Origin of the sequence: Streptomyces sp. NPDC058375 (assembly GCF_042723425.1) — a bacterium.
Lineage (GTDB): Bacteria > Actinomycetota > Actinomycetes > Streptomycetales > Streptomycetaceae > Streptomyces > Streptomyces durocortorensis.
The window spans coordinates 17,897-44,712 of the sequence record NZ_JBHXJG010000029.1 but is presented as its reverse complement, the minus strand read 5'-3'; the positions used below and the strand labels follow the sequence as shown (position 1 = coordinate 44,712).

Genomic DNA, 26,816 nt, shown 5'->3' with positions numbered 1-26,816 from the left:
CACCCGTTGGGTGCGGCCCTTCACCGTTTCCGGAGGCCGCGGTGTTTCACGTGAAACACCGCGGACGTTTCACGTGAAACGGGCGGCCTGTTTCACGTGAAACGAGCCGCCCGCGCCGTGAAACGTACGGATCAGCGCGTAGCGCCGGTGACGATCCACCGGCCCGACCGGGTACGGAGCCAGAGCGTGATGAGGCGGACGGCCATCATCAGCGTCATCGCCCACCAGAGCGCGGTGAGCCCGCCGCCGAGGGTGGGCACCAGAAGCGCGACGGGAGCGAAGACGGCGAGCGTCACCAGCATCGCCCAGGCGAGATAGCGTCCGTCACCGGCTCCCATCAGGACACCGTCCAGGACGAAGACCACGCCGGCGATCGGCTGCGAGACCGCCACGACCAGCAGCGCGGGGAGCAGGGCGTCCTTCACCGAGGGGTCGCTCGTGAAGAGCGGGATGAACAGGGGCCGGGCGAGCACGATCAGGACGCCGAGCACGATGCCGCAGCCGATGCCCCACTCGACCATGCGGCGACAGGCCTCGCGCGCGCCCTTCTCGTCGTTCGCCCCCAGGTAGCGGCCGATGATGGCCTGCCCCGCGATGGCGATGGCGTCGAGCGCGAAGGCGGTCAGGCTCCAGAGGGAGAGGATGATCTGGTGCGCGGCGATATCGACGTCCCCGAGCCGGGCGGCGACGGCGGTGGCGATCATCAGGACGGCGCGCAGGGACAGGGTCCGGATGAGCAGAGGTACGCCGGCCCGTGCGCTGGCCCTGATGCCGGCCGCGTCGGGGCGCAGGGAGGCACCGTGCTTCCGTGCTCCGCGGATCACCACGACGAGGTAGGCGACGGCCATCCCGACCTGGGCGATCACCGTGCCCCACGCGGATCCGGCGATGCCGAGCCCGGCCCCGTAGACGAGGGTCACATTCAGGACGGCGTTCGCTGTGAAACCGCCGATGGCGACGTACAGCGGGGTGCGGGTGTCCTGGAGGCCGCGCAGTACGCCGGTGGCGGCGAGCACGACGAGCATGGCCGGGATGCCGAGGATGGAGATCCTCAGATACGTGATGGCGTACGGGGCCGCGGTGTCGGACGCACCGAAGACGTCGACGAGCCAGGGGGCTGTCGGGATCGCGAGGGCGACGACAGCGGCTCCGAGCAGGAGGGCGAGCCAGATGCCGTCCATGCCCTGACGGATGGCGGCGGGCAGGTCGCCTGCCCCCACGCGGCGGGCGACGGCCGCCGTGGTCGCGTAGGCGAGGAAGACGAAGATGCTCACGGCCGTCATGAGGAGGGCTGCGGCGATGCCGAGGCCGGCCAGCTGCGGGGTGCCGAGGTGGCCGACGACGGCGCTGTCGACCATCACGAAGAGGGGCTCGGCGACGAGTGCGCCGAACGCCGGGACGGCGAGGGCGACGATCTCGCGGTCGTGTCGTCGGCGGCCGTTCTTCGGGGTCGCGGGGGCCTGGGTCATGAGGGCCAATCTAATCTTCCACAGGTAAGAGATGCAATTGGTTCTTGGCCCTTACTTGCGCCCCGGTGGGGCTGTCCTCCCCGCGTCGTTGGCGGTGATCTTGAAATGAGGGCGAAAGTTTTTCTCCCCCACAGTCAGTGGACGGAGAACATGCAGGTCAGGGTGGTCGCACCGGTATCGCTATGAGTTTGTCCACAGTGCTGTCCCCCGGTCCGTGCACAGGTTCGGCAGGGTTCTCCACAGCATCTGGTCCGTCGTCCACATGCCCTGTGGATAACCAGATTGGCTGACGGTGCGGAGGGGCCTACCGTGGTGCGGCGCCCGCACTCCGTTCCGGCACCGGAATCCACCGAACCAGACGCGCCGGAAGTGGAGTCGGGCGACCTGTTTGTCGGTGCCGTGCCGTAAGAAAGAGTGGCACGGCTAGGTCCGCGATGCGGACGGGAGGAGGCGGCCCGGTGAGCATTCCCGAGCCTTTGGACGACCCCTGGACCGAGACCGGCCCCGGGGACCGTCTGCCTGTCTCCCGTCAGCGTCGCGGGGACCGCAAGGGGCGCGAGGACCGCCACGACCGCGGCTCGGACGAGGCCTGGGAAGGCGGTGCCCCCAGCTTCGAACGGGTGCCGCCCCAGGACCTCGACGCCGAGCAGTCGGTGCTCGGCGGCATGCTGCTGTCCAAGGACGCCATCGCGGACGTCGTCGAGATCATCAAGGGGCACGACTTCTACCGCCCCGCCCACGAGACCGTCTACTCGGCGATCCTCGACCTCTACGCCAAGGGCGAGCCGGCCGACCCGATCACGGTCGCCGCCGAACTGGTGAAGCGCGGAGAGATCACCAAGGTCGGCGGAGCCCCGTATCTGCACACCCTGGTGCAGTCCGTGCCCACCGCGGCCAACGCCTCGTACTACGCGGAGATCGTCCACGAGCGGGCGGTGCTCCGGCGGCTGGTCGAGGCGGGCACGAAGATCACGCAGATGGGATACGCGGCCGACGGGGACGTCGACGAGATCGTCAACTCCGCCCAGGCCGAGATCTACGCGGTCACCGAGCAGCGCACCAGCGAGGACTACCTCCCCCTCGGCGACATCATGGAGGGCGCGCTCGACGAGATCGAGGCCATCGGCTCACGCAGCGGCGAGATGACCGGTGTGCCGACGGGCTTCACGGACCTCGACGCCCTGACGAACGGCATGCACCCCGGCCAGATGATCGTCATCGCGGCCCGCCCCGCCATGGGTAAGTCCACGCTGGCGCTGGACTTCGCGCGCGCCGCGTCGATCAAGAACAACCTGCCCAGCGTCATCTTCTCCCTCGAAATGGGGCGCAACGAGATCGCGATGCGTCTGCTGTCGGCCGAGGCGCGGGTGGCCCTGCACCACATGCGGTCCGGCACGATGACGGACGAGGACTGGACGCGGCTCGCGCGCCGGATGCCCGAGGTCTCGGCCGCTCCGCTCTACATCGACGACTCCCCCAACCTGTCGATGATGGAGATCCGCGCGAAGTGCCGTCGGCTCAAGCAGCGCAACGACATCAAGCTCGTGATCATCGACTATCTGCAGCTGATGCAGGCCGGTGGATCGAAGCGGTCCGAGAGCCGCCAGCAGGAGGTTTCGGACATGTCTCGAAACCTGAAGCTGCTGGCCAAGGAGCTGGAGGTGCCGGTGATCGCGCTCTCGCAGCTGAACCGTGGTCCCGAGCAGCGTACGGACAAGAAGCCGATGGTGTCCGACCTGCGTGAGTCCGGCTCCATCGAGCAGGATGCCGACATGGTCATCCTGCTGCACCGCGAGGACGCGTACGAGAAGGAGTCTCCGCGCGCGGGCGAGGCCGACATCATCGTCGGCAAGCACCGTAACGGCCCGACTGCCACCATCACTGTGGCCTTCCAGGGCCACTACTCCCGCTTCGTGGACATGGCGCAGACCTGAGCCGGCTCAGCGCTTCGCCAGGACGCGGCCGAGGAGCGGAAGCAGGCGGTCCCAGTGGAGCCGCAGGCCGGCCGGGTCGAAGGCGTCGGTGTCGGTCATGGTGAAGCCGTTAACGGTGCCGGGGTAGATCTCGGAGGTGTGATCGACCCCCGCGGCGTCCAGGGACCGGTTCAGCTCGGCGAGTGCCTCGGGTGTGATGTCCGTTTCGGCGTGGCCGAAGTGGACGTCGGCGGTGAGACGGAGCAGACTCTCGGGTCCGTCGGCCGCGACGGGGGCGTGGAACGCGGCGAGGGCGGCCACCTGTCCGGGGTGGGCGGCCGCAGTGCGTGTCGCCAGGAGGCCGCCGATGCAGTAGCCGGTCACCGCGACCGGTCCGGTGCTCACCTCGGGCTGGGCCGTGAGGAAGCTGAGGTAGGCGTCGGCGTCGCTCAGGACGCGTTCGGGGGTGAGGCCCTTGATCAGTGGCATCAACCGGGCGACGAGCGCGTCCCGGTCCGCTTCTCCGATGTGGCCGGGAAGGTCGATGATCGGTGTGGGCCCTTCCCGGTAGAAGCAGTTGGGGACGAGCACGTAGTACCCGTGCCCGGCCAGTTCGCGGGCCATCTCCCGGATCGTGGGCCGGATACCGAAGGCGTCCGCCAGCGGGGGCACGGTCATTCCGACCGTGCCGCCGATTACTCCCGCTCCGGTTATGTCGAGGACGCCGCCGTGCTGGAGCATCTGGGCACCCGGGCTGTTGGAGGCGCGCCGGACACACCGTCCACGGGACCGTGCCGGTGGAATTCGCCGTTGCGGTCAGGGGATTTCTCGACTCGCTGTGAGCGTGCCGGGACTTTCCCGTGGAAAAGGGTTCGTCAGGGGGCGGCCCGTGGGATAAGGGTGGGTCCATGACTTCTACCGGCGAAGACCTGCTCCCCAGTACGCAACGGGCCCTGTTGCACCGCATCGCCGTCGCGCAGCGGGACGGCCGGGCGCCGTCCCTCGTGGCAGCGGTGGGGCGGCAGGGGCGTACGGCCTGGAGCGGGGCGCGTACGTGCGTCGAGGGGCATGCTCCCGACGCCGACACGCAGTACCGGATCGGCTCCATCACCAAGACGTTCACGGCCGTTCTGATCCTGCGGCTGCGGGACGAGGGCCTGATCGATCTGGACGACCCCCTGGAGAAGCACCTCCCCGGTACGGGCGTGGGCGGGGTGACCGTCTTTCAGCTGCTCTGCCACAGCTCGGGGCTGGGCGCCGAAGCGCCCGCGCCCTGGTGGGAGCGGACGCCCGGCACCCTGCGGCCCGAGCTCGCCGACGTGCTGGGCGACCGGCCGATGACGCACCCGACCGGTCATCGCCACCACTACTCCAACCCGGGTTACACCTTGCTCGGTTCGCTGGTGGAAGCGGTACGCGGCGTCGCCTGGGAGGAGGCGCTGTGCCGCGAGATTCTGGAACCGCTGGGCATGCACCGCACGACGAGCGACCCCGTGGCACCGCACGCGGGTGGCTGGGCCGTCCACCCCTGGGCCGACGTCATGCTGAGTGAGCCCGCGGAGGACCTCGGGATCATGGCGCCCGCCGGTCAGCTCTGGTCCACTGCGGAGGACCTGCTGCGGTTCGCCGCCTTCCTGACCGAGGGCGACGACCGCGTGCTGTCGGCCTCCTCCGTGCGGGAGATGCGGACGCCCGCCGCACCGGTCGAGACGGGTGCCAGTGGTTACGGCCTCGGACTCCAGATCGTCGGGGGCGAGGGGCGCGTGCTCTTCGGGCACACGGGATCGCTTCCCGGGTTCGTCGCCGGGCTCTGGGTGTGCGATGAGGAGGATGTGGCGGCGGTCGTCCTCGCCAATGTCACCTCCGGGCTGCCCGCCGCGACGGTGGCCGCCGAGCTCCTGGGCATCGTCGTCGAGGCCGAGCCGCGGATCCCGGAACCCTGGCGCCCGCTGCCCGAGGTGGACGACGAGCTGCTCGCGCTGACCGGTGTCTGGCACTGGGGCACCAACCCGTTCACGCTGAGGCTCACGGGGGACCGGGGCCTGCAGCTCACGCCGCTGGGCGGCAAGGGGCGGGGCGCGGCCTTCACCTACCGCCCGGACGGCACCTGGACGGGCCAGAACGACTACTACGCGGGGGAGACCCTGCGCGTCGTGCGCAAGGACGACGGCTCGGTGGACCACCTCGACCTCGGCTCGTTCGTCTTCACGCGGGAGCCGTACGAGGCGGGGGCGGCCGTGCCCGGCGGGGTGGACGCGGAGGGCTGGCGGGGGCTCGGCGGCTGAGTTCAGGTCCGGTAAACGGGTGGGTGTTTCACGTGAAACACCCACCCGTTCACCTTCTGTCAGAGCGCCAGCTTGAAGCCCACATGGCTCGCTGTGAAGCCGAGTCGCTCGTAGAAGCGGTGCGCGTCCTCGCGGGTGGCGTCCGAGGTCAGCTGCACCAACTGGCAGTTCTGTCGGCGGGATTCGTCCACCGCCCACTGGATGAGCTGGGTGCCGAGGCCGCTGCCCCGCTCGTCGCCGTGAATGCGGACGCCCTCGATGATCGAGCGGGTCGAGCCCCGGCGGGACAGCCCCGGGATGATGGTCAGCTGAAGGGTGCCGACGACCCGCTCCTGGCGGACGGCGACGACCACGTGCTGGTTCGGGTCGCCGGCCAGCCGCTGGAGTGCTTCCCGGTACGGGGCGAGGTCGTCCGGGGACTCACGCTGTGCACCCAGCGGGTCGTCGGCGAGCATCGCGACCACTGCGACCAGGTCGTCCGGCGTGGCGGGGCGTATTTCGAGATCGCTCATGATCGGCATCTTAGGGCGGGCGCCGGGGACGCCAGGGTCGGTCAGACCGGGACCTTCAGCTCTTCGACGGCCCTGACCAGCGGGGCGAGCTCCGGGTTCTCCGCCGCCTCGTCCAGGGCCGCCCGCAGTGCGCTGTCGTTCGTCGGCCGGGCGGTCTCCAGCAGCGTGAGTCCGGCCTCGGTGACGTCGGTGTAGATGCCCCGGCGGTCGGTGTCGCACAGGTAGCGGGTCAGCAGACCACGGTCCTCGAGCCGGGTGACGAGCCGGGTGGTGGCGCTCTGGCTGAGGACGACGGCGTCGGCGACCTGTTTCATCTGGAGGTGTCCGCCGACGCCGTTGTGCTGCCGGCTCAACACGTCGAGCAGCGAATACTCCCGGGCGCTGAGCCCGTGGCCAGCCTGGAGGGCCCGCTCGATACGGGCCTCGATCTTCCCGTGGAGCAGGGAGAGCGTGCACCAGCTCTGGGCGATGGCGGTCAGGGCGGGGTCGGTCGCTGTCATGTCTCTCTCCTCCGTACGGGAGCTGCCTGACTCCAGGATAGGGGACATCTGCAATAGCCCGCGTTTGCAATTAACCAGCGTCTGCAATTATTGTGGACGCTCGTAAGGCGCAGACGCAATCTCCAGGGAAGGTGAAACCCATGCCGCTCGCGCTCCTCGCCCTTGCCATCGGGGCATTCGGGATCGGAACGACCGAATTCGTGATCATGGGGCTGCTCCCCGAGGTCGCCGGTGACTTCCAGGTCTCGATCCCGACCGCGGGCTTCCTGGTGACCGGCTACGCGCTCGGTGTGGTCATCGGAGCCCCGCTGATGACGCTGCTGGGCACCCGCGTCACCCGTAAGCGCATGCTGATGCTCCTCATGGGGCTGTTCATCGTGGGCAACCTCGTGTCCGCGCTCGCCCCGGTCTTCGGCGTCATACTCGCCGGACGGGTGATTGCCTCCCTCGCGCATGGTGCCTTCTTCGGCATCGGCTCGGTGGTCGCGGCCGATCTGGTCGCCCCGCAGAAGAAGGCCGGGGCCATCGCCATGATGTTCACCGGCCTCACCGTCGCCAACGTCGTCGGCGTGCCGCTCGGCACGTATCTCGGCCAGACCGCGGGCTGGCGGATCACGTTCCTCGTCGTCGCCGCCCTGGGGGTCGTGGGACTGCTCGGCGTCGCGAAGCTCGTCCCGGAACAGCCCAAGGCGGAAGGCGTGCGCATCCGCCACGAGCTGGCCGCGTTCCGCAACGTCCAGGTCCTGCTGGCGATGGCCATGACCGTCCTGGGCTTCGGCGGAGTCTTCGCCGCGATCACCTACATCACCCCGATGATGACCGAGATCGCCGGCTATTCCGCCTCGTCCGTCACCTGGCTGCTGGTTCTCTTCGGCCTCGGCATGGTCGCTGGCAACCTGATCGGCGGCAAGTTCGCCGACCGCCACTTGATGCCCCTGCTGTACGTCTCGCTCGGCGCGCTCGCCCTGGTCCTCGGCCTGTTCACCGTGACCGCCCACAACAAGTTCGCCGCGGCCGTCAGCATCGTCCTGATCGGCGCCCTGGGCTTCGCGACCGTGCCTCCGCTGCAGAAGCGGGTCCTGGACCAGGCGGCGGGTGCGCCGACGCTGGCGTCCGCCGTCAACATCGGGGCCTTCAACCTCGGCAACGCCCTGTCCGCCTGGCTCGGCGGTCTCGTCATCGCGGCCGGTCTCGGCTACACCGCCCCCAACTGGGTCGGCGCCGTGCTCGCCGCCTCGGCTCTGGTACTGGCGGTGTTCTCCAGTCTGTTGGAGCGCCGGGAGACCGGCAGGGGCCGGATCGTCGCCGGGAGCAGCCCCGAGCCGGCCCCCGTGGCGGCGGCCCGGCACTGAGCCCGGCTCCCCAGAAGCCGTCCCGCACCCCCAGCAGCCGCACCGCCCTCAAGGCGGCGCGGCTGCTGCGGCGTCAGCCCGTCGCGACGGTGAGCGGGGCGAACCTGCGGGCGGCGTCACCGGGCAGATCCGGGATGCCGTACGTCATCACGGTGGTCCCGGAGAGGGGCTCAAGACCGTGCTCCGCCATCCAGCCGAGCAGTTCCTTGTGGCGGGCGTCGACCTCCGCCCGCAGCGGCCGGTCCGTGCTGGCTGCCAGGGCCGCGACGAGGGCCTGCGCGGTGGCCGTGTCCCGGGCGATCAGCGGCCCCACCACCTCGGCGTGCCCGCTCGGCCAGAGCGCCGCGTAACCGACCAGCTCGCCGTGCGCCTCGGCGACCTGCAGCCGGTCGGAGAAGGCGGGCAGCCGGGCGAGGAGATGCGTCCGGTCGGCGCCGAACGCGGGGAGGTCGAGCCGGATCATCGCTTGCAGATCGTCTGCCGCGGCAGGCCGTGTGGTCACGGACGAGGGCGGGAGCGCCGGAGAGGAGTGGGCGGGTGAGGCTGTGTCCGAGGGGGCGTCGTCGGGCCCGCCCGCTTCGAACCGGCCGCCGACGCGTTCGGCCCGGCCCACGGCGGAGAAGCCGAGGTCCTCGTAGAGCGGCCGCCCCTCCTCGGTGGCGTACAGGGCGAGCGGGATGTCGCCCACCGTCTCCATCACGTACCGCATGAGCCGGCGGGCGAGTCCCCGACGTGCGTAGCGTTCGGCGACGAGCAGCATGCCGACCGCGGTGAAGTCGGATCCGTACGGCATGGTCAGGCAGGTCGCCGCCAGGCCCTTGCCGTCCGGGGCGTCGATCCCGTACCCGGTGCCGGCCGAGAGGAGCAGCCCCCACCGGCGTTCGTCGCGCGGCCAGCCGCGGTCCTCGCAGAGGTCGGCACAGGGGATCAGATCTCCCCGGTTGAGGCGCCGGATCGGCAGGTCGACGAGGGAGCGGGGTGATGGGCTGTGCATGGGGTCAGGCTGTCTGACGGGGTGATCGCGCGTCCACCGATTTCGCGGAACTGGCCGAGAACCGCAGCCGCTTGCCGCGGCGGGTGAGCCCCCAGGGCTTGAGGACCGAGATCGCGGTGATGAAGAAATAGGTGGCGGTGGCCACCGACGGCGCGATCACGAGATTGATGTCCACGGCCTCGTCGGCGGCGGCCGCCGCATCGATGCCGGGGCGCAGGGAGAAGATCGACAGTCCGGTCGTGATCAGGGTCAGCCAGAATTTGGTCCACACCCAGCGATGCCGGGCCAGACCCCAGGGAGTGCCCAGTGCCAGCACCAGGCCGCTCACCAGGGCGAGCAGCGCCACCGGGATCACCAGCCAGTCCCCGAAGATTTTCATGGCCCGGGTGGCGGCTCCCGCGGTGGCGGGATCTCCGGTGGCGAACGCGGTGATGCCGAGCGTCAGCAGACCCACGGTCAGGCCGAGCCAGCTGACGGAGACGGCGACATGGGCGACGAGGAGCCCTCGGCGTACGGGGCGCTTGAGTGGTTTCACGTGAAACACGATGCCGAGCCGGACGCCGCGGGGCGTCCGGCAGCGGGAGTATCCGCGCGTACCCGGCGGGGAGTACCTGCCGGGGCGCATGCCCGACGAGAGGGACGTCAGCCCAGGTCGGGGGCGTGCATCGCCCGTACGCCCTCGATGTTGCCGTCAAGGTAGTGCCGCAGGGAGAGCGGAACGAGGTGCACGGCCGCGATTCCGACCCGGCTGAACGGCACCCGCACGATCTCGTACTCCCCGGTGGGCTCGTCGATCTCCGGGCCGTGCCGCAGGGAGATGTCCATCGACGCCAGTCGGCAGACGAAGAAGTGCTGGACCTTCACCCCCGTCACGCCGCCGTCCGCGATGTGCTCCACGGTGTCGACGAAGCACGGGACCACGTCGACGATCTTCGCGCCGAGTTCCTCGTCGACCTCGCGGTGCAGCGCCTCGACGACGGTGGCGTCCTCGGGCTCGACTCCGCCGCCGGGCGTGAGCCAGTACGGATCGACTCCCGGCTTGGTGCGCTTGATCAGGATGAGATCGTCGCCGTCGAGCAGGACGGCGCGTGCGGTGCGCTTGACCACAGGACGTTCGGTCATGGCAAGAGAGTGGCCCGCGGAGGGCCGTCTGAAACTCCTCCGGCCTACTGGACCGCCGTGTCCAGCGCCTGTTCGACGTCGGCGAGCAGGTCCTCGGGGTCCTCCGCGCCGACCGAGAAGCGGATGAAGCCCTCCGCGACGGCGTCGCCGCCCCAGCGGCCCCGGCGCTCCGCGGTGGACCGGACGCCGCCGAAGCTCGTCGCGTCGTCGACCAGGCGCAGCGCGGACAGGAAGCGTTCCGCGGTGTCCCGGTCGGCCAGCTCGAAGGAGACCACGGACCCGAAGCGCCGCATCTGGCGTGAGGCGACGGCGTACGACGGGTCGGTGGGCAGACCCGGATACCGCAGCCCGGTGACCTCCGTCCGCTCGGCCAGCGCCTCGGCGAGGGCAAGGGCGGTGGTGCACTGGCGGTCGATGCGCAGCTGGAGGGTGGCCAGTGAGCGGTGGGCGAGCCAGGCCTCCATCGGGCCGGGGATCGCCCCGACGACCTTGCGCCAGCGCTGCACGTCCGCCGTCAGCCGGGGATCGCGGCAGGTCACATGGCCGAGCAGGATGTCGCCGTGTCCGGTCATGCCCTTGGTGTCGCTGGCCACCGAGAAGTCGGCGCCCAACTCCAGCGGGCGCTGGCCGATCGGGGTGGCCAGGGTGTTGTCGACGGCGACCAGGGCGCCCGCCGCGTGCGCGGCCTCCACCAGCCGCCGGATGTCGCAGACGTCCAGACCCGGGTTGGAGGGGCTCTCGATCCACAGCAGCTTCGCCCCGGTCAGCAGCGCCAGCTGGGCGTCGCCGCCGGTCGGCGCGGTCCGGACCTCGACCCCGTACGCCGCCAGCTGCTCCCGTACGAGGGGCAGCGCCTGGTAACCGTCGTCGGGCAGGACCACGGCGTCGCCCGAGCGGACCTGGGAGAGCAGCACCGCGGTGATCGCCGCCATGCCCGAGGCGAACACGGTCGTGCCCACCTCCTCGCCGGGAGCCTCCAGCTCGCCGATGGCGCGCTCCAGGTGGGTCCAGGTCGGATTGGTGTCACGGCCGTAGGTGTACGGGCCCACCGGTTCGCCGGAGAGGTGGAAGTGCGCGGCGAAGACCGGACCGGGCAGGGTGGGCTCGAACTGCTCCGGTTCGGGAAGCCCGGCGCGTACCGCACGCGTTCCGTCGCCCATGGTGCTCATGCCTGCTCCTTCGCTGTTCTCCCCCGGCGGTGGACCGGTTCTCCCCGGTGGTGGAACCGGTGCCCCCTGCACTCTTCCAGAGGCCCGGGAGCGGCCCTACCCGGAGGCCCGGAATCTCGAATCCCGGACTCCCGAATCCCGGACTCAGTTCTCGTCGGGCAGGACGACGTTGAGCGCCCAGGACACGACCGAGATGATCAGGCCGCCGAGCACCGCCGTCCAGAACCCCTCGACGTGGAAGCTGAGATCGAGCACGCCCGCCAGCCAGGAGGTGAGCAACAGCATCAGGGCGTTGACCACCAGGGTGATCAACCCCAGCGTCAGGATGAACAAGGGGAAGGTCAGCAGCTGGACCAGCGGCTTCACCAGGAAGTTCACCAGGCCGAAGATCAACGCGACCAGGATCAGGGTGAGGACCTTGCGGCCCGTGCTGCCGCCCTCCAGCGTGATGTCGCCGATCAGCCAGATGGCCACAGCCAGCGCACCCGCGTTGGCGATCGTCTTGACTACGAAATTCTTCATGTGTCTGATCGTGGCAGACATGATCGGTGGTGGACACCGACAGCGCAGGCGGAACCCGTAGCACGGGTCACAAGGGGCGGGCGGGCCATGAAGGCATTCAGACTGGACGAGCTGGAGGCGGAGCGGGCCGCCAACGACGGTGCCTATCTGCAATTCGTACGGGAACGCACCATGTCGGTCGGTCTGTACGCGCTGGACGCGGGCGATCTCGATCCGCAGCAGCCGCACCAGCAGGACGAGGTCTACTTCGTCGTCAGCGGGCGGGCGTCGATCACGGTGGGGACGGAGACGACACAGGTCGGCAGGGGAAGTGTCGTCTACGTGCCGGCGGGCGTGGCCCACAAGTTCCACCACATCACCGAGGACCTGCGGGTGATGGTCGTCTTCTCGCCGCCGGAGGGCTGAGGCGCCTGTTCCCGATCCGCCGGGAGCGCGCGTCCTCCTCGGGGATCCCTAGGGGCGAGATCAGGGGTCTTCAAGGGGCTGCTGCGCCCCGCCGGGGGCCTTCGCGCCTTTAGCATCGAGGCAAGGACTCAGAGAGACGAGGTAGAGGCGATGGCCGTGCGGGAGATATTCGCGGGAATGCCCTGGTGGGTGAAGTGGATCGCGGTGCCCGTCATTGCGATCTTCGTGTTCGGCGGTCTGATCGCCAGCGTGGTCGGCTTCGTGATCAGCCTGCTCTTCAAGGCGCTGGTCTTCGTCGTCGTGGTCGGCGGACTGATCTTCGTCGTCCGCAAGTTCATGTCGTCGTCGTCCTCGCGCGGTGACTGGTAGTACACGGACCGCGGGCCGTCGCGGGGGCCGGCCCGCCCCGTCCGACTCGGGCCCGCAGGGAGCGGCACGGCCGGCTCCGGCCCGGGAGGATTAGCCCAGCAGAGCTAAGTCCCGGAGGAAACCACCCGCCTGCCGCAGGCGGCCGATACAGTGGCAAATCGCTGCCGCCATCCGGAATGTGACCTTCCGTCACCATATCGATCGCCTGATCGGTCCTGGGTACGACAGTCCGGTCGTTGGCCTCCGATCGCCGGCGCCCGGACCGGTCCTCGCCGGTCACGGGTCACCGGATCTCCGGTCCCCTCCGGCCCTCGGGATCGCGGCAGGCCCGTGGGGGCGGCCCCCACGGGAGGGCTGACGGCCCGTCACCATGCCTGGGGGTGACCTTTGACCACGGCATCGAGCACCGCTGTCCCGACGTTGATCGGTTCGGTTCAGCGGGCGTTGAGGTTGCTGGAGGCTGTGGGCACCCATCGGGACGGGGCGCCCGCCAAGCAACTGGCACGGGAGGCGGGGCTTCCGCTGCCGACCGCGTACCACTTGCTGCGCACCCTCACCCACGAGGGCTATCTCCGCCGTGAGAACGGTGTCTTCCACTTCGGCGCGGCCGCCGAGAACCTGACCGCCGCACCCGGCGTCAGGAGCGGCCCGCGCCCCGCCTCCGTCGCCGATTCCCTTGGCCACTGGCGGGACGTCATCGGTGCGCCGGTGTACTGCGCCGTGTACTGCGACGGCGAGATCGAGCTGATCGCGGTCGCGGACACCCCCGACACCCCGGCGGTGGGGGAGTGGGCCTCGTTCCGGGAGACCGCCCACGCGCACGCCATCGGCCAGTGTCTGCTCGCCCAACTCGACGAGACGGCCCGCGAGGACCACCTCGACCGGCACCCCGTGCGCCCCCTCACCCGTTACTCAGTGCGAGATCGCGCCACGCTTCTGGAACGGCTGCGCACCCTCCGACGAGGTGAACCGGTCATCGAACGCCAGGAGTACACGCTGGGGACCGTCTGCGCCGCGATTCCGGTCACGGCCGGTGCCACCATTGCGGCGATGGCCATTTCCGTACCCCTGGATCGGGAAGATCGGTTGCTGCCCGCAGTCGAACAGCTACGTGGCGAAGTCGCCAGCCTCTTGCGTTCGTTCGTGTTCTCTATCAGTATCTGAAAAATCACTCCTTGTGATCTGCTATCGCGTGCACCACGATGGCGTCAATAGGGCCATGGGGGATCATTCCTGGCCAGTTTCATCTACTGCGGGGTTGAACGATGCGCGAGTCGGTTCAAGCAGAGGTCATGATGAGCTTCCTCGTCTCCGAGGAGCTCTCGTTCCGTATTCCGGTGGAGCTCCGGTACGAGGTCGGCGATCCGTACGCCATCCGGATGACGTTCCACCTGCCCGGCGATGCCCCTGTGACCTGGGCGTTCGGCCGCGAACTGCTGCTGGACGGGCTCAACAGCCCGAGCGGCGACGGAGATGTGCACATCGGCCCGACCGAGCCCGAGGGGCTCGGAGATGTGCACATCCGGCTTCAGGTCGGCGCGGACCGTGCGCTGTTCCGGGCGGGGACGGCGCCGCTGGTGGCGTTTCTCGACCGGACGGACAAGCTGGTGCCGCTCGGCCAGGAGCACACGCTGGGTGACTTCGACGGGAACCTGGAGGATGCGCTCGGCCGCATCCTCGCCGAGGAGCAGAACGCCGGCTGACCGGGCGCACCCGATGCCCCGTCACCCCGTCGTCATGCCCCGCCACTCCGTCTCGATGCCCCGTCACCCCGTCTTACGTCGACGGCCCCGGCCGGTCCGTGCGGGTGCGGCCGTAGCCGCCGGTGCGCCGCCCGACCCCGCGCGGTCCGCGGAGACGACCAGCGCGGCGAGCACTGTGGTCACCGGCACCGAGGCGACCAGGCCGATCGATCCGACCAGCGTGCGGACGATCTCCTCGGCGACCAGCTCGCTGTTGGCCACCGTCCCCACACTGCTCTGGGCGATGGAGAAGAGCAGCAGCAGCGGCAGCGCCGCGCCCGCGTACGCCAGCACCAGGGTGTTGACCACCGAGGCGATGTGGTCCCTTCCGATCCGGATACCTGCCCGGTACAGCCCCTTCCAACCCATCTCCGGGTCGGCCTGGTGCAGTTCCCAGACGGCGGAGGTCTGGGTGACCGTCACATCGTCGAGCACCCCGAGCGAACCGATGATGACACCGGCCAGCAGCAGACCGCTCATATCGATGTCCGGGTAGAGACCGTGGATGAGGCCCGTGTTGTCGTCGGTGTTGCCGCTCAGGCTCGCCCAGCCGATGAACAGGGAGCCCAGCAGCCCGATCAGCAGCAGCGAGATCAGCGTGCCGACGACCGCGACCGACGTACGGGCCGTCACCCCGTGGCACAGATAGAGGGCCGCCAGCATGATCGCGCTGGCTCCGATCACCGCCACGACCAGCGGATTCGAGCCCTGAAGGATCGCCGGCAGGATGAACAGGGTCAGCACGGCGAACGACACGGCCAGCGCCACCAGCGCCATCACCCCGCGCATCCGGCCCACCAGGACCACCGCCAAGGCGAAGATCCCGGCCAGCAGCGCCATCGGGACCTTCCGGTTCACGTCGGTCACGGAGTACTGGAGGTCGCGCGGCGCGTCCGGTGCGTACGCCACGACCACGCCCTGACCTTCCTTCAGCTGGCGGGGCGCGTCCGGCTGGACCACCTCGACGAACCTACGGCCCTTGTCGTCGCCGCTGGTCACCTCGACGGTGGCCTTCGCGCATTCCCCTTCCTGCTCGTTGACGGCCTCCCGCCCCGAGGGCGTGGAGGTGTCGCCGGTCGGGGGCACCTGCGCGGCGTTGACGTCCGCGCAGTCGACCTGGACGACCTGGACGACCTTGCCGTCCTGGGTCTGGCGGTCGAATCCGACGCCGGTGCGCTCGTGGTCGGGTGCGCCGCCGGGCCAGAACGCGATCAGGCCGACGACGACCGCCGTCGCGAACGGGATCAGCACGGCGGCGATGACCTTGCGCAGGTGCCGGGAGACCGGGGCGGCGGGTCCGTGGCTGTGCGAGTGGCCGTGGCTGTGGCCCGGGGACGGCGGCTGGGGTGCGGGGTCGTTTTGGGGGGAGGTCACGGGGCGATCATCGCAAGAACAGAGGGGCCCTCTGGTCAGCTCGCCGGAAAGGACGCTAGCGTGGAGGCACCTTTGCACACGCGGGAGCTCGGAGCACCGGGCTGAGAGGGCGCTGACCGCCGTACATCCGTACGGGACACGCTGCGCCGACCGCCGAACCTGTTACCGGGTAATGCCGGCGTAGGGAGTAGGTCTCATGACCACAGCGGACGCACGCACGCCTGCCTCGAAACAGAACGCCGAGAGCACGGGCGACGAGGCCGGGAAGTCCATCGGCTGGCACAAGGGGTACGTCCAGGGCTCGCGCCCTGACCTCCGGGTGCCGGTCCGACAGGTGCACCTCACCAACGGCAAGGACGTGACGCTGTACGACACGTCGGGGCCGTACACCGATCCCGGAATCGACACCGATGTCCGCCGGGGCCTCGCGCCCCTGCGGGAGAACTGGATCATCGCCCGCGGCGACACCGCCGAGTACGCGGGCCGGCCCGTCCGCCCCGAGGACGACGGGCTCAAGCACACCTCGCCGCGCGGCGGGCTGCGCAACCTCGACGCCGTCTTCCCCGGCCGCCCGCGCCAGCCGCGCCGCAGCCGCGACGGACGTCCCGTCACCCAGCTCGCGTACGCCCGCCGGGGGGAGATCACCCCGGAGATGGAGTACGTGGCGATCCGGGAGAACGTCGAGGCCGAGGTCGTACGCGAGGAGATCGCGGCGGGCCGGGCGGTGCTGCCGGCCAACGTCAACCACCCCGAGATCGAGCCGATGATCATCGGCAAGCGGTTCCTGGTGAAGGTCAACGCCAACATCGGCAACTCGGCCGTCACCTCCTCCATCGAGGAGGAGGTGGACAAGATGACCTGGGCGACCAAGTGGGGCGCCGACACGGTCATGGACCTGTCCACCGGCCGCAACATCCACACCACCCGCGAATGGGTGCTGCGCAACTCCCCCGTACCGATCGGAACGGTGCCCCTCTACCAGGCGTTGGAGAAGGTGGACGGCCGGGCCGAGGAGCTGACCTGGGAGATCTACAAGGACACGGTCATCGAGCAGGCCGAGCAGGGCGTGGACTACATGACGGTGCACGCCGGAGTGCGCCTGCCGTACGTCCCGCTGACGGCCCGCCGTAAGACCGGGATCGTCTCGCGCGGCGGCTCGATCATGGCGGCCTGGTGCCTCGCGCACCACAAGGAGTCGTTCCTCTACGAGCACTTCGAGGAGCTCTGCGAGATCCTCGCGACGTACGACGTCACATACTCGCTGGGGGACGGGCTGCGCCCCGGGTCGATCGCGGACGCCAATGACGAGGCGCAGTTCGCCGAGCTGCGCACGCTGGGCGAGCTGAACACGATCGCCAAGCAGTTCGGCGTCCAGACCATGATCGAGGGCCCCGGGCATGTCCCGATGCACAAGATCAAGGAGAACATCGACCTCCAGCAGGAGATCTGCGAGGAGGCGCCGTTCTACACGCTCGGCCCGCTGACCACGGACGTCGCGCCCGCCTATGACCACATTACGTCCGGCATCGGCGCCGCGATGATCGCCTGGTGGGGCACGGCGATGCTCTGCTACGTCACGCCCAAGGAGCACCTGGGGCTGCCCAACCGGGACGACGTGAAGACCGGCGTGATCACCTACAAGATCGCCGCCCACGCGGCTGACCTGGCCAAGGGGCACCCGGGCGCCCAGGAGTGGGACGACGCGCTCTCGGACGCGCGGTTCGAGTTCCGCTGGGAGGACCAGTTCAACCTGGCCCTCGACCCGGACACGGCCCGGGAGTTCCACGACGAGACGCTGCCGGCCGAACCGGCGAAGACGGCGCACTTCTGCTCGATGTGCGGGCCGAAGTTCTGCTCGATGAAGATCTCCCAGGACATCCGCCGTCAGCACGGCGGTTCGCAGGAGGAGATCGAGGAGGGCATGGCCGAGAAGTCGAGGGAGTTCGCGGCTGCCGGCAACCGGGTCTACTTGCCGATCGCGGACTGACCTGCACGAACGGGGCCGGCCGGCGGCTCGTCCCCGACCGCCGGCTCGTCCCCGGCGGTCGGCTCCTCGTCGGGGACGGCGGTCGGGTTCTCAACGGGATCCGGCCGTCGTCCCCGCTGCGTTCCCGGGCGGGCCTGCCACAGGGGGCCGCCCTCGCCGCGGTGTCGGGACGCTGAACCATCCTGGTGCTGCGCGAACTGATGGGCGGCCCGCTCGGGTTCTCCGAGCTGAGGGCGCGCCTGCCGGAGCTGTCGGCGAAGGCGCTCAGCCAGCGGCTCACGGAACTGCGTGAGCGCGGCCTGCTGCCGGTGGAGCGTCGGCGCGGATTCCCCGTGCGTACGAGCTACACCCTGACCGGACGCGGTCGGGCGCTCCGGCCGTTGTTGATCGAGCTCTACGCGACGGGCGAGGCGCTGCTGGCCACGGTGCCGGCTCCGGGCGGCCGTCCGCCGGTCCGATCACGCGGCACCGAGGTCTGACCCCGGGCGGGGGCCTCCGGGGCTCCGGATGTTCTGCGCCTTACAAGCAACTAAGGGTGTTTAGCGGTGGTTTGGCATGTCTAGCCATCTTGTTAAGCGACAGTATGGACACAGTCGTGCGGCAGCTGGATGTACGTTTCCCCTTTGCGTCAACCGGTCTTGACCCGTTCCTTATTTGTGGCTTACTTTCCGGCTTGCTTGGCTGAAAGTTGGCGGCCCCGAACGGGGCCCGGGGAGGGGAATCACCATGAACTGGTACCTGGCAGTGCTCAAGAATTACGCAGGCTTCAGCGGACGCGCGCGCCGCCAGGAGTACTGGATGTTCACGCTCATCAACTTCGTCATCAGCCTGGTGCTTTTGATCATCGGCATGATGATCGGTGTGGACTTCCTGGCCTCCATCTACACCCTCGCGGTTCTCATCCCGTCGCTCGCGGTCAGCGTGCGCCGTCTGCACGACACCGGCCGCTCGGGCTGGTGGCTGCTGATCGCGCTCGTCCCCTTCGTCGGCGCCATCGTCCTGATCGTCTTCCTCGCCTCGGAGGGCAAGCCGGAGACGAACGAGTACGGCGTCAACCCGAAGCTGGCTCCGCAGGCCATCTGATCCACCGCTCCGGTCCGTCCGGAGCATCTCCCGGGCCGGGTGCGGCACTTGCCGCCCCGGCCCGCGCATGTTTCGGTGGTGCGGCTGGTGCCCCGCGTCGGTTTCGGCCCGGTCCGCCTCGTGCTCCGCGTCGGTCTCAGTCCGGCTGGTTTTCCGGGCCGCCGAAGTCCGGGCTCGTGAAGTCGGGGCTGGTGAAGGTCGGCCGGGGTCCGGCCGCCGGGCCGTCGTCCGGGCCGGAGAAGTCCGGCCTGCTGTAGCCGATCTTCGGGATGCGGTTGGGCGAACGGTGCGGGGTCCGGGCGGCGGGCCCCGCGGTGGGGTCGGCCAGGGCGTCCCGGAGGAACGGGAGGATGCCGCGCTCCAGCAGGGCGTGGCGCCACGCCTCCCTGGCCCGTGCCACCTCCTCCGGAAGCTCCTGCTCCTCCTCCTCGGCGGCCAGGGACGTGGCGCCGTTGCGGAGGGCGGTGACGAGCAGCCCGACGGCCGCGACGAGGATCGCCGCGGCGGCGACCGCCGCGAAGAACCACCCGGCCGCGACCATCGAGTCGCCGAAGGCCACCGAGGGGCTGACCGCCTTCAGCAGATAGCCGACGAGCAGGAAGATGACGGCCGCGGTGCCGGCCAGCAGCGGGGTCAGGACCGTGATGACCGCGCCTATGCCGGCGCCCGCTCCGGCCGCCGTGCTCTGCGGCCCGTCCAGACCCGGGATCCCGTCGGCGCCTTCGGCGGTCGAGGGGCGGCGCAGTTCGCCGCGGGCCTTGACGTAGTGCTCGTACTCGGTGGCCGCGGCCGCGGTGATCAGCGCCGTGGCGCCGAGCGCCATGGTGCGCAGCTGTTCGGTGTTGAGCCGGTCCCCGACGCCCTCCAGGTCCGGGCGTTCGTGAGCGTGGCGCAGTGCGTCGCCCAGGATCCGCTCGTACTCGGGTCCGTCCTCGGCCAGCAGGTGCGGAGCGCTTGTCATCTGCATCCCCCGATGCTCCGTCGTGCCCGGCTGCCCGCGGTGGACCGGGCGATCGGGCGGAAACGGAGGAGAGCCTGCCACTGATAGGCCGATGGTAGAGCGCTCACGGCACGGGGTGACAGGGTGTTTCCAGAATTGGGCCCGGTGACGGGCCCGGCGATCGGCGGGGTTGGCGCAGGCTGAACCTGAAGCGCCTTCCCCGCCGAAGGTCAGCCATGCAGGGGGAGTTGGACCACCAGCAGCTTTCCGGCCATGGTCACGCCGCCGTCCATGGCGATGGCGAGGCCGTCCGCGTACACGTGCGGCCCGTTGATCACGGGCCCCGAGCTGTCCTCGCCCTCCTCCGTTCCCACCTCGCCCAGGAGATACGGAATGGGGCTGTGACCATGGACGACGCGCTGTCCGCCGTACATCGTCAGCAGCTCACGCACCGCTTGGGAGCCGCCCTCGTCCCGGAAGGCGAACCGCTTGGTGAGCTTGCGGAAGAGGTCCCAGCACTCGTCGGCGTCGTTGCGCGTGAGAATGGCCGTGATCGTGTCGTTGACGTCCTCGATGGTGGACCCGTAGTCGAGGTAGGCCGTCGTGTCGGAGTGCATCAGCAGATGCCCGTCCTCCTCGACGACCGCGTCGAGCCGGGACATCCACTGGAGGTGGACGTCCTGGAGGCGCTCCATGTCGGTCTTCTGGCCGCCGTTGAGGAGCCAGGCGGCCTGGAAGGTGGCGGTGCCGGCCCCGGAGTTGACGGGGGTGTCGGCGAACCGCTTGGCGCCGATCAGCAGCAGTTCGTGGTTGCCCATCAGGGCCTTGCAGTAGCCGCCGGCCGCCGCCGCCTCGGCGGAGAGCCGCATGACGAGGTCGATGACCCCGATGCCGTCGGGGCCGCGGTCGGTGAAGTCGCCGAGGAACCACAGCCTGGCGTTGCCCGCGGCCCAGCTCCCGTCGGCGTCGATGAGGCCCTGCTCGCCGAGGGCGGCCAGCAGCTCGTCCAGGTAGCCGTGGACGTCGCCGACGACGAAGAGCGGGCCGCGGCCGTCGTCGGAGACGGGGCGCGGCTCGGCCGTCTGCACTTGGACCGTGTCGCCGCGGCGGATGACCGGGAGGTCCCGCTCGGTCGGCGTGTAACCCTCCGGCTGCTCGTCGCCCACGACGGCGTTCCCGGGGTGCGGCGGGCGGTGCGGGGCGGGGGCGTGCGGCGGCACGGATGCGCCGGGCGGTGGCGCGAGCGCGTCCGGCGGCGACGGATGCGCCTCCGGCGCACGCGGTGGCACCGTGGAAGGAGGTGCCACCTGTGCCTGCGGTGGCACGGGTGTCTGCGCATACGGCGGAACCCGGAAGTCACGCAACGTCGCCGTCCGCACCACGGGTTCCTGACCGGCCCCCTGAGTCATCGACCCCTCCACCACCGTCGCGCCGCCGTACACCTGACGGGCCCTGCCTGGTAGAGGTGGTCCGCGGTGTCGTGCGCCCATCATAGGAATGCGGATCGATCTGTGTGACGCACCAGGGGTGGTGAATCCGGGCGCACGCACGGTTCACCGGCCGATTGGTCCGAAAAGAGCCGATCAATCCCCGCTGAGAGGCGATCAATCCCCGCTGGGGGAGCGCGGCGCGCTGACCGTGGTGCGCGGTGGGCGGCGTTGCGAGGAGGTCCGGACGATGAGCTCCGTCGGTATGACCTGCTCCACCGGCCCGTCGTGCTCGACCCCTTCGATGGCGTCGATGAGCAGCTGGACGACGGCCGTGCCGATGCGGCGGGGCTTCAGCGAGAGCGTCGTGATGGGCGGCTCGGTGGCCGCGTACACGGTGGACTCGCTGCAGCAGACGAGCAGCAGGTCCTCGGGGACGCGCAGCCCGTAGCGGCGGGCCGCCGCCAGGAGGTCGGTCCCGTTGGGGTCGAAGAGCCCGTAGACCGCGTCGGGGCGGTCCGGGCGGGCGAGCAGCCGGTCGGCGGCGACCGCCCCCGCGCAGGGGTCGTGGGCCGGGTAGGACTCGTAGACGGGATCCTGGCCGACCCGCTCGCACCAGTGGAGGTAGGCGGCCGTGGACAGCCGGGTGTAGGTGTCGGTGGTGTTGCCGGTCAGCAGGCCGATGCGGCGGGCTCCGGCGGCGGCGAGGTGGTCGAGGAGGTCGAGCACGGCGGCCCGGTGGTCGTTGTCGACCCAGGCGGTGACGGGGAGCGTGCCGGCCGGGCGGCCGTCCGAGACGACGGGCAGTCCCTGGCGGACGAGTTCGGTGACGACCGGGTCCTGGTCGGAGGGGTCGATGACGACGGTCCCGTCGAGCGCGACGTTGGACCAGACGTCGTGCCGGGAGGTGGCGGGGAGGATGACGAGGGCGTAGCCGCGGGCGAGCGCCGCGGAGGTCGCGGCTCTCGCCATCTCCGCGAAGTACGCGAATTCGGTGAAGGTGAAAGGTTCATTCCCGTACGTGGTCACGGTCAGGCCGATCAGGCCCGACTTGCCCGTACGGAGGGTTCGGGCCGCGGCGGACGGGCGGTAGCCCAGGCGCTCGGCGACCTCGCGGACATGGCGGCGGGTGGCGTCCGGGAGCCTGCCCTTGCCGTTGAGCGCGTCGGAGACGGTCGTGATCGAGACGCCGGCCGCGGCGGCCACATCACGGATCCCCGCCCGTCCTGGGCGGCCGCTGCGCCGGGGGGTCTCCGTCCGGCTCACCTGGTGCTTCCCTGCTGCTGTCATGGCGAGCCGATAGTAGGGCTCCGAGGGGTGGTCGGTCCGGTCGCATATGCGCACGTTGACAGGCACGTTTCTGCAAGGTCACTGTCCATCATATTCCTTGCAATGCAAGGGAGTTGGGCCTTACTGCATACGTGTTTCAGGTACTGGGAGCGGGCAGCCTGCTGTATGTGCGATGTCTCGAAGAGGTCTCAACTCACCACTTCGGGGGACGCGCGCCACGGCGCGAGCCACCGGCGCGCGCCGAAACGGGAAACACTCCCCCCGGCGGGGCCGCGAGCCGGCCCCGCGCGAGGTCCCATTCCCGGGCACTGCGGTCGATTTCCCGCTCGGGCCATTCGCGGCGGGGCCCAATCCTCATAAGGTGTGCAGTATTGCTGTGAACGGACGGTCGAGGAGGACCTGCGGTGAGCGAGACGAGCCCCAAGCTGCGCGCCGAGCTGGACGGCGTTCCCGCCTATGTGCCGGGGAAGCCGGCGGCGGCCGGCGGACCGGTCGCGTACAAGCTGTCCTCCAACGAGAATCCCTATCCTCCGCTGCCGGGTGTCCTGGAGTCGGCGCTCGCCGCCGCGGGGAACTTCAACCGCTACCCGGACATGGCGTGCACCGGCCTGATGAACGAGCTGGCCGAGCGTTTCGGTGTGCCCCTGGCGCATCTCGCCACCGGCACCGGCTCGGTGGGCGTGGCGCAGCAGCTGCTCCAGGCCACCTCGGGCCCAGGCGACGAGGTCATCTACGCCTGGCGGTCCTTCGAGGCGTACCCGATCATCACCCAGGTCAGCGGCGCGACCTCGGTCAAGGTGCCGCTGACCGACGGCGATGTGCACGACCTCGACGCGATGGCGGACGCGATCACCGACCGGACCCGGCTGATCTTCGTCTGCAACCCGAACAACCCCACCGGCACGGTGGTGCGCCGGGGAGAGCTGGAACGGTTCCTCGACCGGGTGCCGAGCGATGTGCTGGTGGTGCTCGACGAGGCGTACAAGGAGTTCATCCGCGACGCCGACGTGCCCGACGGCATCGAGATCTACCGGGAGCGGCCGAACGTGGCCGTGCTGCGGACCTTCTCCAAGGCGTACGGTCTGGCCGGGCTGCGGGTCGGTTTCGCCGTGGCCCACGAGCCGGTGGCGGCCGCGCTGCGCAAGACCGCCGTCCCCTTCGGCGTGAGCCAGCTCGCCCAGGACGCGGCGGTGGCCTCGCTCCGCGCCGAGGACGAGCTGCTGGGCCGGGTCGGCTCGCTGGTCGCCGAGCGCACCCGGGTGAGCGCCGAGCTGGGGCGCCAGGGCTGGACGGTGCCGGAGTCGCACGCGAACTTCGTCTGGCTGCGGCTCGGCGAGCGGACCGTCGACTTCGCGCGGGCCTGTGAACGGGCCGGTGTGGTCGTCCGGCCGTTCACGGGCGAGGGCGTACGGGTCACGATCGGCGAGACCGAGGGCAACGACCTGTTCCTGAAGGCGGCGGAGGCGTTCCGCGCGGAGCTGTAGCGCCTCTCGCGGCGCGCCGCCCGCGCCCCTGCCGCCGGTGGCCCCGGACCTCGATCGACGAGGTCCGGGGCCCTTTGCGTGGGCAACGGGGGCCTGCTTCCGGCGGGCGGGGGCCGAAAAGGGGTACCCCCGGCGAAGGCTCCGAAAGTGTGTGCGCCATAATTGCTTGTGAATGTGAACGCGTTCACAAGCGTGCCCCGTTTCCTCCGTAATCGGGTGGATCAAAGGGGCGCAGTGCCGGTGTGACCACGGCGATGTAAGGAGACTGACGACGTGGACCTCGCTCTGGCGCCGGAGACCCTGGCGCGATGGCAGTTCGGCATCACCACCGTCTACCACTTCCTCTTCGTCCCCCTGACGATCTCGCTCGCCGCGCTCACCGCCGGCCTGCAGACCGCGTGGGCGCGGACGGAGAACGAGAAGTACCTCAGGGCGACCAAGTTCTGGGGCAAGCTGTTCCTGATCAACATCGCCATGGGCGTCGTCACGGGCATCGTCCAGGAGTTCCAGTTCGGCATGAACTGGTCCGACTACTCACGCTTCGTCGGCGACATCTTCGGCGCTCCGCTCGCCTTCGAGGCGCTGATCGCCTTCTTCTTCGAGTCCACCTTCATCGGTCTGTGGATCTTCGGCTGGGACAAGCTGCCGAAGAAGATCCACCTCGCCTGCATGTGGATGGTCTCGTTCGGCACGATCCTCTCCGCCTACTTCATCCTGGCGGCCAACTCCTGGATGCAGCACCCGGTCGGCTACCGGATCAACGAGGAGCGCGGCCGCGCCGAGCTCACCGACTTCTGGCGCGTGCTCACCCAGGACACCGCGGTAACCCAGTTCTTCCACACCATCACGGCGGCGTTCCTGGTCGGCGGGGCCTTCATGGTCGGCATCGCCGCGTTCCACCTGGCACGCAAGAAGCACATCCCGGTGATGCGGACCTCGCTGCGGCTGGGCCTGATCACCGTGGTGGTCGCCGGACTGCTCACCGCCGTCAGCGGCGACAGCCTCGCCAAGGTCATGTTCCGGCAGCAGCCGATGAAGATGGCCGCCGCCGAGGCGCTGTGGGATGGCCAGGAGCGGGCGCCCTTCTCGATATTCGCGTACGGGGACGTCAGCGAGGGCCACAACTCCGTGGAGATCTCGCTGCCCGGGGTGCTGTCCTTCCTCGCCAACAACGACCCGAACTCCTATGTCCCCGGCATCAACGACATCAACAAGGAGTCGCAGGAGAAGTACGGGCCCGGCGACTACCGTCCCAACATCCCGGTCGCGTTCTGGAGCTTCCGGTGGATGATCGGCTTTGGGATGGCCTCCTTCGGCCTCGGACTGCTGGGGCTCTGGCTGACCCGGAAGAAGTTCCTGCTGCCACCGGCGCTGCGGACCGGTGAGGACGAGGTGCCGAATCTGGTCCTGTTCAAGAACAAGGCGCTGAGCCCGCGGCTCACCAAGCTCTACTGGCTCGTCGCGCTCTGGACGCTGCTCTTCCCGCTGATCGCCAACTCCTGGGGCTGGATCTTCACCGAGATGGGCCGCCAGCCGTGGGTGGTCTACGGAGTGCTCCAGACCCGTGCGGGGGTCTCCCCCGGTGTCTCGCAGGGCGAGGTCATCACCTCGATGATCGTCTTCACCCTGCTCTACGCGGTGCTCGCCGTGATCGAGGTGAAGCTGCTCGTGAAGTACATCAAGGCCGGGCCGCCGGAACTCACCGAGGACGACCTCAACCCGCCCACGAAGATCGGCGGTCACGACGAAGAAGACGCCGACCGGCCGATGGCCTTCTCGTACTGAGAGCAGAGGAGCTGAGACATGGAACTCCACGACGTCTGGTTCGTGCTCATCGCCGTCCTGTGGACCGGCTACTTCTTCCTGGAGGGGTTCGACTTCGGCATCGGGGTCCTCACCAAGCTGCTGGCCCGCGACCGCAAGGAGAAGCGGGTCCTGATCAACACGATCGGGCCCGTCTGGGACGGCAACGAGGTCTGGCTGCTCAGTGCGGGCGGCGCGACCTTCGCCGCCTTCCCCGAGTGGTACGCCACCCTCTTCTCCGGCTTCTACCTGCCGCTGCTGATCATCCTGTTCTGCCTGATCGTGCGGGGCGTCGCCTTCGAGTACCGGGCCAAGCGGCCCGAGGAGCGGTGGCAGACGAACTGGGAGACCGCGATCTTCTGGACCTCCCTGATACCGGCGGTGCTGTGGGGCGTGGCGTTCGGGAACATCGTCCGGGGCGTGAAGATCGACGCCGACATGGAGTACGTCGGCAACTTCTGGGACCTTCTCAACCCGTACGCGATCCTCGGCGGCCTCGTCACGCTCACCCTCTTCACCTTCCACGGGGCGGTGTTCGCCGGCCTCAAGACGGCGGGCGACATACGGGTCCGGGCCCGCGCCCTGGCGCTGAAGCTGGGGCCGGTCACCGCGGTGCTCGCGCTGGGCTTCCTGCTCTGGACCCAGGCCGACAACGGGGACGGCTGGAGCCTGGGCGCCCTGGTCGTGGCGGTGGTGGCGCTGCTGGCCGCGATCGGGGCCGTCGCCAAGGGGCGTGAGGGCTGGTCGTTCGCGTTCTCGGGCGTGACCATCGCGGCGGCGGTCGCGATGCTCTTCCTCACGCTCTTCCCGAACGTCATGCCATCCTCGCTGAACGACGCCTGGAACCTCACGGTCACCAACGCCTCGTCCAGCCCGTACACGCTCAAGATCATGACCTGGTGCGCGGGCATCGCCACGCCCATCGTGCTGCTCTACCAGAGCTGGACCTACTGGGTCTTCCGCAAGCGCATCGGCACCCAGCACATCGCCGACGCGCACTGACTCCAGTGAGCTGCCGCGAGGCCCGCGGCAGCTCTCGATCCCGCAGAGCTCACCGACCCCGCCGGGGGGATG

Annotated in this window: 26 protein-coding genes and 1 riboswitch; of the genes, 13 read left to right on the top strand and 13 right to left on the bottom strand. The window is 69.7% G+C overall.

From position 1 onward, the window contains the following. Nucleotides 1–131: 131 nt before the first annotated feature. Nucleotides 132–1,469 carry an MATE family efflux transporter gene (locus ACFWM7_RS07765; RefSeq protein WP_383256341.1) on the bottom strand — a complete coding sequence of 446 codons (1,338 nt, stop codon included), beginning with the start codon at nt 1,467–1,469 and terminating at the stop codon, nt 132–134. A gap of 458 nt (nt 1,470–1,927) precedes the next feature. On the opposite strand from ACFWM7_RS07765, the gene dnaB reads away from it, so the two are divergent. Next, a complete protein-coding gene (dnaB, locus tag ACFWM7_RS07760) occupies nt 1,928–3,403 on the top strand; it encodes a replicative DNA helicase (protein WP_205080941.1) in 1,476 nt (491 codons plus the stop codon). 6 nt (nt 3,404–3,409) lie between these two features. Here the strand turns inward: dnaB and ACFWM7_RS07755 are convergent, their stop codons facing one another. Further along, nucleotides 3,410–4,123, bottom strand: a complete 714-nt coding sequence (locus tag ACFWM7_RS07755; RefSeq protein ID WP_383256339.1) for a dienelactone hydrolase family protein — start codon at nt 4,121–4,123, stop codon at nt 3,410–3,412. A gap of 167 nt (nt 4,124–4,290) precedes the next feature. Between ACFWM7_RS07755 and ACFWM7_RS07750 the strand changes: the two genes are divergently transcribed. Further along, entirely contained in the window at nt 4,291–5,667 is a 1,377-nt protein-coding gene (locus tag ACFWM7_RS07750) for a serine hydrolase domain-containing protein (RefSeq protein ID WP_383256337.1), read from the top strand. A 59-nt stretch (nt 5,668–5,726) separates the two neighbouring features. On the opposite strand, the gene ACFWM7_RS07745 is transcribed toward ACFWM7_RS07750, so the two are convergent. Then, nucleotides 5,727–6,179, bottom strand: a complete 453-nt coding sequence (locus tag ACFWM7_RS07745; RefSeq protein ID WP_383256335.1) for a GNAT family N-acetyltransferase — start codon at nt 6,177–6,179, stop codon at nt 5,727–5,729. A 41-nt stretch (nt 6,180–6,220) separates the two neighbouring features. Next, the gene (locus tag ACFWM7_RS07740; protein ID WP_383256332.1) at nt 6,221–6,679 is read right to left on the bottom strand and encodes a MarR family winged helix-turn-helix transcriptional regulator; all 459 of its coding nucleotides are present in this window, start codon (nt 6,677–6,679) and stop codon (nt 6,221–6,223) included. Between the two features lie 140 nt (nt 6,680–6,819). Here ACFWM7_RS07740 and ACFWM7_RS07735 point away from each other — a divergent pair, with 140 nt between their 5' ends. Continuing rightward, entirely contained in the window at nt 6,820–8,031 is a 1,212-nt protein-coding gene (locus tag ACFWM7_RS07735) for an MFS transporter (RefSeq protein WP_383256330.1), read from the top strand. Between the two features lie 73 nt (nt 8,032–8,104). On the opposite strand, the gene ACFWM7_RS07730 is transcribed toward ACFWM7_RS07735, so the two are convergent. The 5 genes from ACFWM7_RS07730 to ACFWM7_RS07710 form a co-directional block, all read right to left on the bottom strand. Further along, nucleotides 8,105–9,025 (bottom strand): GNAT family N-acetyltransferase, encoded by a 921-nt coding sequence (locus ACFWM7_RS07730; protein WP_383256328.1) that lies wholly within the window; start codon nt 9,023–9,025, stop codon nt 8,105–8,107. 4 nt (nt 9,026–9,029) lie between these two features. After that, nucleotides 9,030–9,560 carry a DUF2269 domain-containing protein gene (locus tag ACFWM7_RS07725; RefSeq protein WP_383256326.1) on the bottom strand — a complete coding sequence of 177 codons (531 nt, stop codon included), beginning with the start codon at nt 9,558–9,560 and terminating at the stop codon, nt 9,030–9,032. Between the two features lie 107 nt (nt 9,561–9,667). Continuing rightward, nucleotides 9,668–10,147, bottom strand: a complete 480-nt coding sequence (locus tag ACFWM7_RS07720) for an NUDIX domain-containing protein (RefSeq protein WP_383256324.1) — start codon at nt 10,145–10,147, stop codon at nt 9,668–9,670. Nucleotides 10,148–10,191: 44 nt separating this feature from the next. After that, entirely contained in the window at nt 10,192–11,316 is a 1,125-nt protein-coding gene (locus tag ACFWM7_RS07715; RefSeq protein WP_383256322.1) for a cystathionine gamma-lyase, read from the bottom strand. 144 nt (nt 11,317–11,460) lie between these two features. After that, the gene (locus ACFWM7_RS07710; protein ID WP_383256320.1) at nt 11,461–11,838 is read right to left on the bottom strand and encodes a phage holin family protein; all 378 of its coding nucleotides are present in this window, start codon (nt 11,836–11,838) and stop codon (nt 11,461–11,463) included. An 87-nt stretch (nt 11,839–11,925) separates the two neighbouring features. Between ACFWM7_RS07710 and ACFWM7_RS07705 the strand changes: the two genes are divergently transcribed. From ACFWM7_RS07705 to ACFWM7_RS07690, 4 genes are all read left to right on the top strand, one after another. Next, nucleotides 11,926–12,243, top strand: a complete 318-nt coding sequence (locus tag ACFWM7_RS07705) for a cupin domain-containing protein (protein ID WP_383256318.1) — start codon at nt 11,926–11,928, stop codon at nt 12,241–12,243. A gap of 156 nt (nt 12,244–12,399) precedes the next feature. Continuing rightward, complete coding sequence (locus ACFWM7_RS07700; RefSeq protein ID WP_265600552.1) at nt 12,400–12,612, top strand: DUF5326 family protein; 213 nt, start codon at nt 12,400–12,402, stop codon at nt 12,610–12,612. Nucleotides 12,613–12,999: 387 nt separating this feature from the next. Beyond that, on the top strand, nt 13,000–13,776 hold the full coding sequence (locus tag ACFWM7_RS07695; protein ID WP_383256315.1) for an IclR family transcriptional regulator: 777 nt from the start codon (nt 13,000–13,002) through the stop codon (nt 13,774–13,776). A gap of 101 nt (nt 13,777–13,877) precedes the next feature. Further along, a complete protein-coding gene (locus ACFWM7_RS07690; RefSeq protein WP_024263706.1) occupies nt 13,878–14,315 on the top strand; it encodes an SsgA family sporulation/cell division regulator in 438 nt (145 codons plus the stop codon). A gap of 63 nt (nt 14,316–14,378) precedes the next feature. Here ACFWM7_RS07690 and ACFWM7_RS07685 read toward each other — a convergent pair whose 3' ends face one another. Next, nucleotides 14,379–15,728, bottom strand: a complete 1,350-nt coding sequence (locus tag ACFWM7_RS07685; RefSeq protein WP_383256313.1) for a YibE/F family protein — start codon at nt 15,726–15,728, stop codon at nt 14,379–14,381. A gap of 70 nt (nt 15,729–15,798) precedes the next feature. After that, nucleotides 15,799–15,932: riboswitch (TPP riboswitch) on the top strand. Here ACFWM7_RS07685 and thiC point away from each other — a divergent pair. From thiC to ACFWM7_RS07670, 3 genes are all read left to right on the top strand, one after another. After that, entirely contained in the window at nt 15,925–17,715 is a 1,791-nt protein-coding gene (gene thiC / locus ACFWM7_RS07680) for a phosphomethylpyrimidine synthase ThiC (protein WP_383256311.1), read from the top strand. Its footprint overlaps the riboswitch before it by 8 nt. 185 nt (nt 17,716–17,900) lie before the next feature. After that, nucleotides 17,901–18,194 carry a winged helix-turn-helix transcriptional regulator gene (locus tag ACFWM7_RS07675; RefSeq protein WP_383256308.1) on the top strand — a complete coding sequence of 98 codons (294 nt, stop codon included), beginning with the start codon at nt 17,901–17,903 and terminating at the stop codon, nt 18,192–18,194. Nucleotides 18,195–18,441: 247 nt separating this feature from the next. Then, entirely contained in the window at nt 18,442–18,798 is a 357-nt protein-coding gene (locus ACFWM7_RS07670; protein WP_383256307.1) for a DUF805 domain-containing protein, read from the top strand. 136 nt (nt 18,799–18,934) lie between these two features. Here the strand turns inward: ACFWM7_RS07670 and ACFWM7_RS07665 are convergent, their stop codons facing one another. The 3 genes from ACFWM7_RS07665 to ACFWM7_RS07655 form a co-directional block, all read right to left on the bottom strand. Next, nucleotides 18,935–19,765: a hypothetical protein gene (locus ACFWM7_RS07665; RefSeq protein ID WP_383256305.1), complete on the bottom strand. Its 831-nt coding sequence runs from the start codon at nt 19,763–19,765 to the stop codon at nt 18,935–18,937. A gap of 203 nt (nt 19,766–19,968) precedes the next feature. Continuing rightward, nucleotides 19,969–21,147 carry a metallophosphoesterase gene (locus ACFWM7_RS07660; RefSeq protein ID WP_383256303.1) on the bottom strand — a complete coding sequence of 393 codons (1,179 nt, stop codon included), beginning with the start codon at nt 21,145–21,147 and terminating at the stop codon, nt 19,969–19,971. Between the two features lie 195 nt (nt 21,148–21,342). After that, nucleotides 21,343–22,455 (bottom strand): LacI family DNA-binding transcriptional regulator, encoded by a 1,113-nt coding sequence (locus ACFWM7_RS07655; RefSeq protein WP_383256301.1) that lies wholly within the window; start codon nt 22,453–22,455, stop codon nt 21,343–21,345. Nucleotides 22,456–22,859: 404 nt separating this feature from the next. Here ACFWM7_RS07655 and hisC point away from each other — a divergent pair, with 404 nt between their 5' ends. The 3 genes from hisC to cydB all read left to right on the top strand — a co-directional run bounded on the left by hisC (nt 22,860) and on the right by cydB (nt 26,744). Beyond that, nucleotides 22,860–23,939 carry a histidinol-phosphate transaminase gene (gene hisC / locus ACFWM7_RS07650; protein WP_383256299.1) on the top strand — a complete coding sequence of 360 codons (1,080 nt, stop codon included), beginning with the start codon at nt 22,860–22,862 and terminating at the stop codon, nt 23,937–23,939. A 273-nt stretch (nt 23,940–24,212) separates the two neighbouring features. Further along, on the top strand, nt 24,213–25,724 hold the full coding sequence (locus ACFWM7_RS07645; protein WP_383256297.1) for a cytochrome ubiquinol oxidase subunit I: 1,512 nt from the start codon (nt 24,213–24,215) through the stop codon (nt 25,722–25,724). Nucleotides 25,725–25,742: 18 nt separating this feature from the next. Continuing rightward, nucleotides 25,743–26,744 carry a cytochrome d ubiquinol oxidase subunit II gene (gene cydB / locus ACFWM7_RS07640; RefSeq protein WP_383256295.1) on the top strand — a complete coding sequence of 334 codons (1,002 nt, stop codon included), beginning with the start codon at nt 25,743–25,745 and terminating at the stop codon, nt 26,742–26,744. The last annotated feature ends 72 nt before the right edge of the window (nt 26,745–26,816 follow it).

Bases quoted from the DNA above. Each gene is read 5' to 3' on its own strand.
- ACFWM7_RS07765 (WP_383256341.1), bottom strand. From the start codon at position 1,469: ATGACCCAGGCCCCCGCGACCCCGAAGAACGGCCGCCGACGACACGAC.
- ACFWM7_RS07755 (WP_383256339.1), bottom strand. From the start codon at position 4,123: ATGCTCCAGCACGGCGGCGTCCTCGACATAACCGGAGCGGGAGTAATC.
- ACFWM7_RS07750 (WP_383256337.1), top strand. From the start codon at position 4,291: ATGACTTCTACCGGCGAAGACCTGCTCCCCAGTACGCAACGGGCCCTG.
- ACFWM7_RS07745 (WP_383256335.1), bottom strand. From the start codon at position 6,179: ATGAGCGATCTCGAAATACGCCCCGCCACGCCGGACGACCTGGTCGCA.
- ACFWM7_RS07740 (WP_383256332.1), bottom strand. From the start codon at position 6,679: ATGACAGCGACCGACCCCGCCCTGACCGCCATCGCCCAGAGCTGGTGC.
- ACFWM7_RS07735 (WP_383256330.1), top strand. From the start codon at position 6,820: ATGCCGCTCGCGCTCCTCGCCCTTGCCATCGGGGCATTCGGGATCGGA.
- ACFWM7_RS07730 (WP_383256328.1), bottom strand. From the start codon at position 9,025: ATGCACAGCCCATCACCCCGCTCCCTCGTCGACCTGCCGATCCGGCGC.
- ACFWM7_RS07720 (WP_383256324.1), bottom strand. From the start codon at position 10,147: ATGACCGAACGTCCTGTGGTCAAGCGCACCGCACGCGCCGTCCTGCTC.
- ACFWM7_RS07715 (WP_383256322.1), bottom strand. From the start codon at position 11,316: ATGAGCACCATGGGCGACGGAACGCGTGCGGTACGCGCCGGGCTTCCC.
- ACFWM7_RS07710 (WP_383256320.1), bottom strand. From the start codon at position 11,838: ATGAAGAATTTCGTAGTCAAGACGATCGCCAACGCGGGTGCGCTGGCT.
- ACFWM7_RS07705 (WP_383256318.1), top strand. From the start codon at position 11,926: ATGAAGGCATTCAGACTGGACGAGCTGGAGGCGGAGCGGGCCGCCAAC.
- ACFWM7_RS07690 (WP_024263706.1), top strand. From the start codon at position 13,878: ATGCGCGAGTCGGTTCAAGCAGAGGTCATGATGAGCTTCCTCGTCTCC.
- thiC (WP_383256311.1), top strand. From the start codon at position 15,925: ATGACCACAGCGGACGCACGCACGCCTGCCTCGAAACAGAACGCCGAG.
- ACFWM7_RS07670 (WP_383256307.1), top strand. From the start codon at position 18,442: ATGAACTGGTACCTGGCAGTGCTCAAGAATTACGCAGGCTTCAGCGGA.
- ACFWM7_RS07665 (WP_383256305.1), bottom strand. From the start codon at position 19,765: ATGCAGATGACAAGCGCTCCGCACCTGCTGGCCGAGGACGGACCCGAG.
- ACFWM7_RS07660 (WP_383256303.1), bottom strand. From the start codon at position 21,147: ATGACTCAGGGGGCCGGTCAGGAACCCGTGGTGCGGACGGCGACGTTG.
- ACFWM7_RS07655 (WP_383256301.1), bottom strand. From the start codon at position 22,455: ATGACAGCAGCAGGGAAGCACCAGGTGAGCCGGACGGAGACCCCCCGG.
- cydB (WP_383256295.1), top strand. From the start codon at position 25,743: ATGGAACTCCACGACGTCTGGTTCGTGCTCATCGCCGTCCTGTGGACC.